Below are 13240 nucleotides of genomic sequence, written 5' to 3'. Positions count from 1 at the left end.
CAAACAGCTGTGAACGGCCCTGCCCTGGTAGCTCAGTGGATAGAGCACGGCTCTCCTAAAGCCGGTGTCGTAGGTTCGATTCCTATCCGGGGCACAAATTCCCATTTGGGGAAATGGTCGTGGCTTAGGCCACGAAACAGACAGTTACCACTCCATTAAGAAATGGTATCTGCTCCACACAATGGATTCTGCGTGCACTGAGCATAGTTAACTTCTCACGTTGCACGCCCTTCCAAGGGCTCTATTATCCAGCCTTCAAAAACTTAAAAAATATTTGGGTAATAAAAGCTGAATCCCCATGCAGAGGTGCCCATATTTTTCTAAGATTTTCAACATGGAACGAGTCATCACGAGGGCATTAGGCAAAGACAAGTACTTTTGCCCAAACTGTGCGGCGATCGTAGATTATCGCGCAGAACGGAAACGAGTATCTCTACATGATCTCCCGCGGTCACCGGGAACTAGATGCCCTGCTACGAAATGGGACCTCGAGCTGCGATTGGATCCCAATGCTCCAGTTCCCGGCATCATGCAAGTCCAATCAACTCACGTAGCTGAGGAAGCTCCAAAAAAGAAAGCCTCCCGAGGGCGCGCCAAACAACCAAGCGACCCCCGAAATCGCCGCCCCCACTGGAGAGATGATTACGCCATCAAATGTGAGGGATCATGGGGAAACGACGATCTTGGCCAAGAAGGCGGTATGTCGTCGGTACGGGCCCGTTCCGGCGGACGTGTTGAAAGCCGACGTAGTAAATACTAACTTTCCGTCGCCCTCATCGTCCCAGTAAAATAAATAACGCATATTCGGAACACCAAAGGTGGCAGGCGAAAATTCGGATCGTCTGCCACCCAATGGTTGGAATTTCTAAGAATTACTGGGCGGTGTCTCTCGCCTGCTCATGCTCGTTCCACACAGTATCCAGGGCTTGCTGGAAGACTTCCTTCGGCTGTGCTCCGGAGACGGCGTACTTATTATTGAAAACGAAGAATGGGACGCCCTGGATCCCAATTTGCTGAGCACGGTTGATGTCCGCTTGGACGGCACGGTCGAGTTCTTCATTGTCCATGTGGGCAAGAGCTTCTTCACGGTCAAGACCGGCATCGGCAGCTAAATCAGCCAGCACTTCGCGGTCTTCAACATTCTGACCGTTAGCGAAGTGTGCCTTAAATAGGTTTTGGATAACCTCGTGTTGCACGCCGTTGCTTTCAGCAAAGTGCGAAAGACGATGCGCACGGCGAGAGTTAACAGTCAAGGCCTGATCAAAGTTGTAGTCCAACCCGACCTCCGCGCCTCGTGCAGCAACGCCAGCATTCATCTGTTGAAATTGCTCTACCGGAACACCCTTTTGCTTGGCCACAGCTTCAGAAGAAGGCAAAGGCTGTCCTTCCGGATAATCAGGCATCAGCTGGTAGCTATGGTAAGTAATCTTCACGTCATCACGGTGGGCAAATTCCGCGAGCGCCAGCTCCAGATGACGGTCACCCATCCAGCAAAATGGGCACATGACATCAGACCAGATGTCAACGGTTACGGGAGTGGTGTTGGCTTCTTCCTGGGTCATGAACAATTTCCTTCCACATCGCATACGCCTACGCCTTCTTCACCGAATGGTTGAAGAAAAGCGAAAGGTTGTGGCGTTTCTTGTGCTTCTAATTCGCCCATCGTGCTCGCAGCATTAGCTGCTGGATGGTTATCAATATTGTCTTTGTTGGTCATCTTCTTCCCATCTTTTATAAGAATGGTTCTGCCATTTGCAACGCCCAGCTGATCAGTTCTGTTCCCTCAAAACAAACTTTATTGTCACGTCAGCAAAGCACCTCCCTTCGCGCAACATCAAGTACTGCTATCGCTCCCCTTTCGCATGTCATGGACTTAAGGTAAGTTTTGTTACGGAAGTTTCTAAAGTGATGCCAGTGAATTCACACTGGTGCGTGAGGAGTTTTAACGTGTCGGGTATGGATTCATCGAAGGGCGCCGCGCGCTATTCGCGCCGCAATATTATGAAAGTCGGCGCATTCGCTGCCGCCGCAGGAACCCTCGCCGTTGGCGTTGGCGCAACAAATGCCTCCCGTGCTTCGGCTTTGGGGCCAGTTCTCGGCACCGTGGTGGACTATGCTGCAGGCGTACCAAATGCGACAGCCATCAAGTCCGCCAGTCACCTGGGTGCAGTACGCTATGTCTCTGAAAAGCGTCCGGGCGCCCAATGGATGGCTGGTAAGCCAGTGACACTCAAGGAAACCCAAGCGATGTCAGCGCAGGGACTAGCTACGGCCTCCGTATACCAATTTGGACGCGCTGACAGCGCCGATTGGAAGCAGGGTGCGGCGGGCGCTGCGGTTCACGCGCCACAGGCGATTGCTATTCACCGCGCTGCCGGCGGGCCTACTGGACGCCCAATCTATATCGCAATCGATGACAATCCATCACGACAGCAATATGACTCACTCATCAAGCCATAATCTCCTTGCATTCCAGACTGCTCTGCATGCTGCAGGCTATAGCACCGGTATTTATGGCAACTACAACGTGATTGATTGGGCCATCCAAGATGGCATCGGTTCCTTCTACTGGATGCATGACTGGGGCTCCGGCGGACGTATTCACCCGCGCACCACCATCCACCAGCTGCCGCAAAGCCAGCAGCGCACTATCGATGGTGTCGTTGTCGATATCAATAACGTTTACGCCCAAGACTGGGGCCAGTGGACACCTGGCCAAGCCGGCGGCCCCGTCACCGGCGGAAATTCTGGCACAAACGCAGGGGCAGAACTACTCAACGGTCTCAGCTCCGCCGTCTCCGGCACGGAGCTTGGCGGTTCTTCAGTCACCCCTGATCAAATTAACCAAGCCACCCAGGTCGCGCAGCAGATTGGCGGTCTCATCGGCCGCTAAATCACGTTAATATAGGAATAATCCTTCACAAAAGCTTGCACCTGTGAAGGATTACGTCATTTTCAGCAAACAATAAGTATCCGTTGCCTGAATCCTATATACGCAAGAACTTTGCAATTTGGGGCAACTGCGCGAGGAATACACCGGCCAGAACTCCCATCAGGCCAGACAACGCCGCAATAACAGCGCCCTCCCCACTTGAGGAACTGACGCTCTCAGCTTGCTCCTTGTCATCTTCCTCTGTTGGCCCAGCCCCACAGGCCTCAAGCTCATTCAGAAAGTCGTCATTTATCTGGATGTACTTTTCAAGCGCTTCCTTATCAAATTCATAAATTCCACCATTTACAGGGATTCCATTTTCGTCAACAGCCTCACCTGACCAGTTCTCAAGGCGCCACTCAGCTTCAGAATGCTGTTCCTGCTGGTAAACCCTAGCTTCCTCAACTTCATCGGGCGCCAACAGAAGAGGGTTGTAGATATTAAGTATCTGCATTTCAGTCATTGTTAAGTTAATTCTGCAGTTTTCACCAACGAATTCGTGGGAAACTGCATGCGCAGGGCTAACAACGGTCATCGTAGCGGCAAAAGCAACAAGACCAGAAACTATCTTCTTCAACAGTCTCATCCAATCTTTTAAAGGGGTCCGAAAAGGGAATACTTCTAACGCTTCATTCTAGCCCAATACATGCTATACCCTGCCCTAAACTGGGCGTTGCATGATTTACCCCAAAAGTTTAACTAGTTATCGATGATAAAAGTTTCACCGGGAAGTAACTCGGAAGGTTCAGCATCCGGGTCATCAAGGAACCACGTGGTGGCTTCCTTGAGCTTGCTGCCTGATACTTGCGTGCGCACCAATCGCGTGAGGTCGCGCGCAGAGCCATTAACGGATGCAGCAACAATAAAGTTGTGCCCAAACGACACCGATGAGTGCACCTGGCGGTTATTGGACCAGCCCCACTTGGTACCAATAACGTTATTCATATCTGCGGTGCCAAAATCTTGGTCATATCCATCCGCCGCAATCTCATCCGGCTGTGACATTGCAACCAATATCGGGTGCGTTGGATTTTCATCTTTAATCGCCGCAATGAACTTCACTATGTCATAGGTAGAAGTCACCGAATTACCCCAATGATTTGCTGACTCCGTGGACTCCAACCCGTACTCGGCGGCAACTTCGTCGATTGATTCGGGATAGGCACTAAAGAGTTCTTCGGCGATATCGTCCGAGGACGTCGAAATCATGTTGAGGGCCTGGAATTTCTCTTCCTCGCTGCCTTCCGCCAAAACATATTCAGCGATATACAGCTTGGACAAGCTCAACGCGGGACGGGCTAGCTTCTCATTCGCAGTGCCCAAATGCATCCCGTCGCTCAGGCGCACATAGGTCAGCTGAGATTTTCCTTCATCCATGACAATCTCTTCAGCACCGCTACCCAGAGATTTCAAATCAGACTCAGTAATGCCGGTGGAGCCATCGGAGTCAGATTGAGCTTCGCTTGCCGATTCCCCATCGCTGTGGCTTTCCGCCGTATTCGAGGCACCACTCGCTGACTCTTGAGAACTAGGCGCTGTGGCGCGAGCGATTATCCAGGTTGCCGTGACAGCGATGATAACAACCAGCACGCCGGCGATGAGCTTGAGCCGCCGCGCTGCGGTGGAAGAGCCAGAAGATTGTGACACCTCTTAGATATTACAAAGGCACCGCATGCCGTGTGCATGCGGTGCCTTGAATAGCTTGCCCTTAGGCTAGGTTCGGTAATTAGTGATCGACTGGAGCCTCAACACCAACACCGGTAAGAGAACGAACTTCCATCTCAGCAGCCAGTGCCTCGAGGTTATCTGGCTTACCCAACAGGGTGCCGATGTAACCACACAGGAAGCCCATTGGGATGGAAACCAGACCTGGGGAGGTCAATGGGAAGATGGACCAGTCAGCATCTGGGAACATCGCGTTTGGCGCACCGGAGACTGCTGGGGACAGGAAGATGAGCAACAGACAGGAAATCAGACCACCGTAAATAGACGCGACAGCACCAGTGGTGTTGAATCGACGCCAGTACAGGGAGTACAGGATGGTTGGCAGGTTTGCGGAAGCCGCAATAGCGAATGCCAGGGAGACCAGGAACGCCACATTCTGAGTCATCGCGAGGATACCCAGGATAATGGATGCAATACCCAGGATGACCACGGTGATGTGAGAAACGCGAACCTGCTCTTCTTCAGAAGCCTGACCGTCACGCAGAACTGCGTCGTAGATGTCGTGTGCAATCGAAGCAGAAGCGGTAATTGCCAGACCTGCCACAACAGCCAGAACGGTAGCGAATGCCACTGCGGAAATAATCGCCATGAATACGGTGCCGCCAACTTCCAAAGCGAGCAGTGGAGCTGCCGAGTTGGCGCCACCAGGTGCTGCCAGGATGCGGTCTGGACCAACCAATGCTGCTGCACCGTAGCCCAGGATCAAGGTGATCAGGTAGAACAAGCCAATGATGCAGATAGCCCAGGTAACGGAACGACGCGCTTCAGTAGCAGTCGGGACCGTGTAGAAGCGCATCAGCACGTGTGGCAGACCAGCGGTACCAAGAACCAGGGACAGACCCAGGGAGATGAAGTCAATCTTGGTGGTGGTGGTAGCACCGTACTTCAGACCTGGCTCCATAATCTGGGAGGCCTCGTAGCCACCATCGACAATTGCCTGAGAATTCGCGTGAGTCTCAATCGCCTTTTCGAAGAGGGCGCCAAAGCCACCCTTGATTGCGACGAAGACTAAGATGCCCATGACAACAACACCTGAAACCAGGAGAACTGCCTTAATCATCTGAACGTAAGTGGTGCCCTTCATGCCGCCGATCAGAACGTAGACAATCATGACGACGCCAACGACACCAACAACAACTGCCTGCCATACGAACTCATGGATATCCAAGAGAACGGAAACCAGGGAGCCGGCACCGGCCATCTGAGCAATCAGGTAGAACAGGGACACGAACATGGTTGCCAAAGCAGCAGCCACGCGGACTGGCTTTTGCTTCAAACGGAAGGACAGAACGTCCGCCATGGTAAAGCGACCGACGTTACGCAGTGGCTCAGCGACGAGCATCAAAGCAACAAGCCAGGCCACGAAGAAACCTACGGAGTAAAGGAATCCGTCATAGCCGTTGAGGGCGACAGCGCCTACAATACCAAGGAATGATGCTGCAGAAAGGTAGTCACCGGAGATAGCAAGACCATTCTGACGTCCGGTGAATGTACCGCCACCGGTGTAAAAGTCAGATGCTTCCTTGGTAGACTTACCTGCTCGCAAAACCAACCACATAGTCACGATCAGGAATACTAGGAAGACCGAGATATTAAGAATCGGGTTACCGGTCGAGAACTCCTCAGCCTCTTGGGCAAGAATAATTGGGTTCATTGTTCTTAACCCTCCATTTCTTCACGGATTGCAGCCGCTTGAGGCTCAATGTTCTTATTGGCGTACTGGATGTACAGCCAGGTAATTAGGAATGTGGTTACGAACTGAAGCAGGCCAAAGACCAGGCCAACGTTAAATCCGCCGCCGAGTTCAATCGACATGAAATCATGTGCGAAAACTGCGGTTACCACGTAAAGCAAATACCAGACCATGAAGGCCACGGTCATTGGGAAAGTAAATTTACGGTAAGTACTCCGCAGTTTCTCAAACTGCGGGCTCTTTTGCATAGCGACGAACTCATCAGCTGATGGCTCGCGGCGCTTGCGCGGAGAGGCTGTAGCACCAGTCATTGGTTTCTCCTTGAACTTTCATCTAGTCATATCTAGCCAGCGACTAGATAGGCTTTCTCATTTAGTCGAATTCGTCACACCCATTTATGCCAGGGGTCACAATCCGGCCTCCTAAGTAAACTACCGAACAAGACTTGTTAGGGTGAAGAGAAAGTTAGGCTAATTACCCTTAACAGAAAATTACACCCCCGAAAAGCGCTGTCACCTGCAATTGTTACAACTAGCAAATCACCCCCGAATGGCCAGATATAACACTTTGCCAATTTTGTTAATAGCGCTTTCACATTGGAGATCACCACAAATTGACGGATTTCCAAACTTTCCCAAGGGTTTCCATGAAGCTTTTGACACCTTCCTCTCAGGCTTCTGCCAAGAGTTCGGCGACTCCCAACAAGGCAGCAAAGAACCCCGCAATACACACCTGATGTGCATTGCGGGGTTGAAGCAATAAGGGAGTATCTAGGCGTCTTCGCCTGGCCAGATTCGTGGGTCATTACCGCTACGACCGTCTGGAGAATGCAGAGATTCCATAATCTCCATCTGTGCACGGGAAAGTTCGAATTCTAAAGACCCGAGGTTTTCCTCTAAGCGCTCGCGGCGTGCAGACTTCGGGATGACGATGATGCCCTTCTGCAGTAAATAGCGCAGCACGACTTGCCCTACGGGACGTTCCAGCTGCGCGGCAATTCCCTTGATATCTGGGTTAGTCAGAACACGGCCACGAGCAAGAGGCGACCAAGCTTGGGTCAAGATACCGTGCTTTTTGTGGAACTCAAGCAGCTCCGGCTGCTGGAAGGAAGGATTAAGCTCAACCTGATTCACCACTGGAACGATTCCAGTTTCCTGAATGAGATTTTCCAAGACTTCTTCATAGAAGTTGGCCACGCCAATGCTGGCAATCTGTCCCATCCCCTGCAGGCGAGCCATCTCTTCAAACGTCTCGAGGTACTTTCCGCCCTGCTCCCATGGCCAGTGGATCATGTATAGGTCGAGATAATCGAAACCGAGCTTGCCCAAGGACGTCTGGAATGCTTCACGGACATTGTCAGCACCGTGGCTATCGTGCCAGACCTTGCTGGTGACAAACAGTTCATCACGGGTGACATCGCCGGCGGCGATTGCATCATTGAGGGCCTTACCCAAAGCCTCTTCATTCTTATATAGCGTCGCGGTATCAAAGTGACGATAGCCAACCTCAATTGCTTCACGCACAACTCGGATACATTCATCATCACGGAGTTTGTAGGTTCCCAAGCCGATCTGCGGGATCTCACGCTCATCATTCATGGTCAAAGATGGCACGGATACTTTGTGAGAATCAGAATTCATGATTCCCATTCTGCCTTGAAATCATCGTTCATGTTGCTGCATTGAGAACAAAGGGGCAAAAGTCACTGGGCAGAGCGATCAAAAATCCTCCCCTGCCCTACGTGCTTGCGAGCTTCACTATTCTTAATGAAGTGCTGCTGTGGGGGCTGGAGAGGAAATCTTGCTCCGAAGGAAGAATTAACCTGCGTTAATCAGGTCAATAACGAAAACCAAGGTACGACCAGAGAGTGGGTGTCCGCCACCTGCTGGACCATATGCCTTTTCTGGTGGAATGGTCAGCTGACGGCGACCGCCAACACGCATTCCTGGGATGCCTTCTTGCCAACCAGAAATGAGGCCGGTGAGCGGGAATTCGATGGACTGGCCACGATCCCAAGAAGAGTCAAACTCCTGGTTGGACTCGTACTCGACGCCAACGTAGTGAACTTCAACAACTCCGCCAGCTTGTGCCTCAGCACCGTCACCGACAACGATATCTTCAATCACCAGGTCTGCTGGCGCTGACTCAGTTGAAGCTTCAATGATTGGCTTATCCATAAAGTAAACATCTCCTTGACGTTACGTCTAAATGCGTCAGAAACTGACGTATCCGGGCTTTCCGAACTTAGACTTGCAAACAGCCTCATCCATTTTTGAACGACGTCATGGGGACATACACGTTCAGGTTAAGTAGTTAAACACCACAGCACAGTTTTATTCCTAGCTTGAAGGCGAGGACGTAGTCTTTAGTAATTGTGCCGAAGTTGATAATGGATGAAATTATTCGCAAAACTCGCCCCGAAATTGAAATAGTCGAATCAAGCTTCTCTAATTATAAAGGAGGAAGCCATTTGGGCTTAATCGTCTAGGGCAAATACCAGATTATTAATGCAAATGTTATCAATCAGGCTACATAAGTAACCAAAGTACTTTCAGATCAAAAAATGCGCCACAGCTTATACTGCGGCGCATTTCTACTATTTAGCCATGTTTGGCTTCAGATTGTCCTATCGCTGGTTACGAGGAACGAAGGTACGAGCGGTCTCACCGGTGTAGATCTGGCGAGGTCGGTTGATCTTGGTGTTGATCTCCAGCTGCTCACGGTACTGTGCAATCCAGCCTGGGAGACGGCCGATAGCAAAGAGTGCGGTGAAGAACTCAGTTGGGAAGCCCATCGCACGGTAGATAAGGCCGGTGTAGAAGTCCACGTTCGGGTACAGCTTGCGGGATACGAAGTAATCATCAGCCAGAGCGATTTCTTCCAGCTTCATCGCCAGATCCAGCAGCTCGTCGCCACCCAAGTGCTCCAGCACCTCATGTGCGGTGTCCTTGACGATCGCAGCGCGTGGGTCGTAGTTCTTGTACACGCGGTGGCCGAAGCCCATCAGGCGAACGCCCTTTTCCTTGTTCTTCACGCGGTTCATGAACTCGGTTGCATCGCCATCGTGGTTGTTCTTGATGTCTTCCAGCATCTCAAGAACAGCGGAGTTAGCACCACCGTGCAGTGGGCCAGACAGCGCGTTGATGCCGCCCGCAATGGAGACGAACATATTTGCCTGTGCAGAACCGATCATACGAACGGTTGATGCAGAACAGTTCTGCTCGTGGTCAGCGTGCAGGATAAGCAGCTTGTCCAATGCCTTGGAGACAATTGGGTCAACCTCATATGGCTCGGTTGGGTAACCGAACATCATGCGAAGGAAGTTCTCGCGCGCATTCAGAGAGTTATCTGGATACATATAAGGCTTGCCCTGGGACGCACGGAAAGCGTAAGCGGCCAGCATTGGAACCTTCGCCAGCAGACGAACGGTTGCCTTATCCAGCTGCTCTTCATTCAGTGGATCCAGCTGATCCTGGTAGTAAGTAGACAGGATGTTTACAGAAGATGCCAGAACCGCCATTGGGTGAGCATCACGTGGGAAGATGTTGAACTGAGCCTTGAAGTCCTCATCAAGGAGGGTGTGGCGACGGATGTCGTTGCTGAACTTGCTGAGCTGCTCCTCAGTTGGAAGCTCGCCCTTGATCAGCAGGTAAGAAACCTCGTTGAAGGTTGCGTTCTGCGCCAGGTCAGCGATGTCATAACCGCGGTGGCGCAGGATGCCTTCCTCACCGTTAATGAAAGTAATCTTGGACTCGGTAGAACCGGTCGCGGTGTAGCCAGGGTCGAAAGTGACCAGGCCAGTTTCATTGCGAAGCTTAGAAATGTCGAAACCGGAATCGCCCTCGGTAGAAGGGACTAGATCCATTTCGTACTCGCCGCCCGGGTAAGACAGCTTTACCTTGTTCTCTTCGGAAGCCACGTAGGTGTCCTTTCACTTTATTGTTAAGCGTTTCGCCGCATATAACACTAGCTGCGCCATAACACTTATACTGTGCATCGCTAGTAATTCCTTAACCACTCTAGCAAGATTTGCGAATTTCTCGTTGCTAGCAGAACGATCGTCCGGTTAGCCTGCACCGTTTCCGTTACGCCTAACCCCATTTGTGGCTAGGGGATACGTCACCGAAACACGCGTTTCGGCCATTTTTGACACCTTTACTACATATTGCGCATCACTTCACATGTGACCTATATCAATGATCTATGACACTTTGGGTGTCGCATAATATTTTGATAACCGTATAATCCAGCCATGACTAACCCGGATTTCAAGCTCTCCCCTGACCTCATTCCTTCCGACGGACGCTTTGGCTGCGGCCCATCAAAGGTTCGCCAGTCCCAGATTGACGCCGTCGCAAACGGCGCACAGTCCGTCATCGGTACCTCCCACCGCCAAGCAGCGGTGAAGAACGTTGTCGGTGAAGTACGCGATGGCCTATCAGAGCTGTTTTCCTTGCCTGAAGGCTATGAAATCGTCCTCTCCCTCGGTGGCGCAACGGCCTTCTGGGATGCTGCGACCTTCGGTCTCATCAACAACAAGTCCGCGCACTTGAGCTTTGGCGAGTTCTCTTCCAAGTTCGCTAAGGCTTCCAAGCAGGCACCTTGGTTGGCAGATCCAGAGGTTCACGAAGGTGAAACCGGTACTTCCCCTTCCCCTTCCTTACTGGCAGATACCGATGCCGATGTTGTGGCATGGGCTCATAATGAGACCTCCACCGGCGCGATGGTTCCGGTTGAACGCCCAGCAGGTCTTTCCGATGACCAGCTGGTGGTCATTGACGCGACCTCCGGTGCAGGCGGCTTGCCAGTAGACATCGCTCAGACCGATGCCTACTACTTCTCCCCACAGAAGTCTTTCGCATCCGATGGTGGTCTCTGGCTCGCAGCTATGTCCCCGAAGGCGATTGAGCGCATCGCTTCCATTAAGGAATCCGGCCGTTTCATCCCGGCATTCTTGGATCTGCAGACGGCAGTGGATAATTCCCGCAAGAACCAGACCTATAACACCCCCGCTGTTGCGACCCTGCTCATGCTCGCAGACCAGGTCAAGTGGATGAATAACAATGGCGGACTGGCTGGCATGGTTGAGCGCACCACCACCTCTTCCAACACCTTGTACTCCTGGGCTGAGGCTCGTGAGGAGACCACACCTTATGTTGCCGACGCAGCGTTTCGCTCCCTGGTTGTGGGCACTATCGATTTTGATGACTCCATTGACGCAGCTGTCATCGCAAAGGTCTTGCGTGCCAACGGCATCCTCGATGTTGAGCCTTACCGCAAGCTGGGCCGCAACCAGTTGCGCATTGGTATGTTCCCTGCGATTGAGCCGACCGATATTGAAATCCTTACCCGCGCCATTGACGCCGTGCTGGATGCAGGAGTTGCTAACAAGTAGTTCACTTCTGAGGCGGCCTTAGTTCTACCTTGCGCCTCCCTCAACTATCTCTCAGGGCAACATCAGTCGCTTCTTGCCCGTTTGACGTTTAACATGCGCCGTCGCTGCCAAGCTTCGGCGCATTCCTGCGTTAAGGTGATGGTTATTATCTGCTTCACAGTGGATGTGTCCTGATGTCCCCCGCAAGCTTGAAGGAGCGCGAAGATCATGCGTGAGTTGTTCATCAACTACAGCGACTCCACGAAGACCTCCCTGGTTTTTGAAACCGAGGAAGGCGACGAGTTCTTCGTCGCTGTCACCGAGGAACTTGAGTCCATCATCAACGGTTCCTCCGATTCTGGATCGCATTTCGGACTGTCCTCTATCACTCCCCTGACACCTGCTTCAACAGCCGCAGAGTCCGAGAACGGATCGGAGGAACAGAACAGCTCTGACGTCAGGGACAGCTCAGAAGAGAATGACGGCGAGGCCGAGCAGGAAAGCGCAGGAGTCTCGGAACTTCACGCAACTGATGCAGACGAGGACATCGTGGATGCTGAAATCGTCGAAGACGCTGAAACCGACCAGCGCCCGATGACTGCTCCACATGGACCACGCCCGGTAAATAAGCCGGCAGCTGAGTCAGGCTCTCGCCCTTACTCTGATGCGATGAGCATGCGCCCTGCTGAGATTCAGGCTCGTGTGCGAGCTGGTGCTTCCGCAGCTGACTTGGCGGAAGAAATGGGCGTGGCAGAGTCCCGCGTTGAACCATTTGCGTACCCAGTCATGCTGGAACGCAATAACATGGCGGATTTGGCCAAGCAGGCGCACCCAGTGCGCGAAGATGGCCCTGCGAAGCTGACGTTGTGGGAAATCCTCGCCACCGCTTTTGCAGCACGTGGGCATTCGCTTTCCGATGCCGAATGGACCGCTTATCGCGAGCAGGCTCAGCCCTGGGTCATCAAGGTGACCTGGACGGCTGGTCTCTCTGAGAATGAAGCTCTGTGGACCTTTAAACAGTCCATGTCTTCCCCATCGACAGTGGAGGCGCGCAACTCTGTTGCAGCTGACCTCACAGATCCTGATTTTGTGCAGCCGGTTCGCACGCTGACTTCCATTGGCCGTGGCTCCCGCTATGACGAAGCCATTGATGGCCCCGCTGATGCCCGTCCACGTCTGGCGTCTGTCAATGAGGACTATGACGCAGCCGAGGCGCTGGAGCGCGAACGCGAGCGTGAGATGGAGGAATCTGGCGTCTATGACCAAGAAGTAGACATGACCTCCGAGGACACCCCTGCAGAAAAGCAGCGCGGCGATGAAGCTGAGAAGAGCTCTGCCGGCACCGCTGATTCTGCTCAGTCTTCTGATTCTGAGGACCCAGAGTTCTTGCAGCACCCAGATCCAGAAAAGAAGCCAACTAAGCGTCGCCGCAAGGCTGTCACCCCGCATTGGGAAGATGTCCTTCTGGGTGTTCGCGCCAACACGAAACGTCCACGCAGCTAATTATCGTCCACGA

Annotated in this window: 11 protein-coding genes, 1 tRNA gene and 1 pseudogene; 4 read left to right on the top strand and 9 right to left on the bottom strand. The window is 52.5% G+C overall.

Annotated elements, in window-relative coordinates:
* Positions 1–21 precede the first annotated feature (21 nt).
* Positions 22–94: transfer RNA gene (locus ACG98I_RS09480), tRNA-Arg, on the top strand.
* A gap of 778 nt (positions 95–872) precedes the next feature.
* On the opposite strand, the gene ACG98I_RS09475 is transcribed toward ACG98I_RS09480, so the two are convergent.
* Both ACG98I_RS09475 and ACG98I_RS09470 read right to left on the bottom strand, forming a co-directional pair.
* Positions 873–1562 (bottom strand): DsbA family oxidoreductase, encoded by a 690-nt coding sequence (locus tag ACG98I_RS09475; RefSeq protein ID WP_394720313.1) that lies wholly within the window; start codon positions 1560–1562, stop codon positions 873–875.
* Positions 1559–1717 carry a hypothetical protein gene (locus tag ACG98I_RS09470; RefSeq protein ID WP_394720311.1) on the bottom strand — a complete coding sequence of 53 codons (159 nt, stop codon included), beginning with the start codon at positions 1715–1717 and terminating at the stop codon, positions 1559–1561. The genes ACG98I_RS09475 and ACG98I_RS09470 overlap by 4 nt, the downstream gene beginning before the upstream one ends.
* Before the next feature lie 239 nt (positions 1718–1956).
* Between ACG98I_RS09470 and ACG98I_RS09465 the strand changes: the two are divergent.
* Positions 1957–2893, top strand: a pseudogene (locus ACG98I_RS09465) (DUF1906 domain-containing protein).
* Positions 2894–2987: 94 nt separating this feature from the next.
* Here the strand turns inward: ACG98I_RS09465 and ACG98I_RS09460 are convergent.
* From ACG98I_RS09460 to ACG98I_RS09430, 7 genes are all read right to left on the bottom strand, one after another.
* Positions 2988–3509: a hypothetical protein gene (locus ACG98I_RS09460; protein ID WP_394732559.1), complete on the bottom strand. Its 522-nt coding sequence runs from the start codon at positions 3507–3509 to the stop codon at positions 2988–2990.
* A 122-nt stretch (positions 3510–3631) separates the two neighbouring features.
* The gene (locus ACG98I_RS09455; protein ID WP_394720308.1) at positions 3632–4579 is read right to left on the bottom strand and encodes a hypothetical protein; all 948 of its coding nucleotides are present in this window, start codon (positions 4577–4579) and stop codon (positions 3632–3634) included.
* A 79-nt stretch (positions 4580–4658) separates the two neighbouring features.
* Positions 4659–6311, bottom strand: coding sequence for a cation acetate symporter (locus ACG98I_RS09450; RefSeq protein ID WP_394720306.1), 1653 nt, complete (start codon positions 6309–6311; stop codon positions 4659–4661).
* Positions 6312–6316: 5 nt separating this feature from the next.
* Positions 6317–6661, bottom strand: coding sequence for a DUF485 domain-containing protein (locus ACG98I_RS09445; RefSeq protein WP_394720305.1), 345 nt, complete (start codon positions 6659–6661; stop codon positions 6317–6319).
* 459 nt (positions 6662–7120) lie between these two features.
* Positions 7121–7990 carry an aldo/keto reductase gene (locus ACG98I_RS09440; RefSeq protein WP_394720303.1) on the bottom strand — a complete coding sequence of 290 codons (870 nt, stop codon included), beginning with the start codon at positions 7988–7990 and terminating at the stop codon, positions 7121–7123.
* A gap of 177 nt (positions 7991–8167) precedes the next feature.
* The gene (locus ACG98I_RS09435; RefSeq protein ID WP_394720302.1) at positions 8168–8527 is read right to left on the bottom strand and encodes an FKBP-type peptidyl-prolyl cis-trans isomerase; all 360 of its coding nucleotides are present in this window, start codon (positions 8525–8527) and stop codon (positions 8168–8170) included.
* Between the two features lie 449 nt (positions 8528–8976).
* The gene (locus ACG98I_RS09430; RefSeq protein ID WP_394720300.1) at positions 8977–10269 is read right to left on the bottom strand and encodes a citrate synthase; all 1293 of its coding nucleotides are present in this window, start codon (positions 10267–10269) and stop codon (positions 8977–8979) included.
* Positions 10270–10602: 333 nt separating this feature from the next.
* Here ACG98I_RS09430 and serC point away from each other — a divergent pair, with 333 nt between their 5' ends.
* Together serC and sepH are read left to right on the top strand one after the other, a co-directional pair.
* Positions 10603–11745 carry a phosphoserine transaminase gene (serC, locus tag ACG98I_RS09425; RefSeq protein ID WP_394720298.1) on the top strand — a complete coding sequence of 381 codons (1143 nt, stop codon included), beginning with the start codon at positions 10603–10605 and terminating at the stop codon, positions 11743–11745.
* Between the two features lie 207 nt (positions 11746–11952).
* Positions 11953–13227 (top strand): septation protein SepH, encoded by a 1275-nt coding sequence (sepH, locus tag ACG98I_RS09420; protein WP_394720296.1) that lies wholly within the window; start codon positions 11953–11955, stop codon positions 13225–13227.
* Positions 13228–13240 lie beyond the last annotated feature (13 nt).

Source organism: Corynebacterium sp. L4757 (genome assembly GCF_043673995.1).
GTDB lineage: Bacteria > Actinomycetota > Actinomycetes > Mycobacteriales > Mycobacteriaceae > Corynebacterium.
Note: the sequence above shows the minus strand (reverse complement) of the source record. Positions and strands in the feature narration are given on the sequence as shown.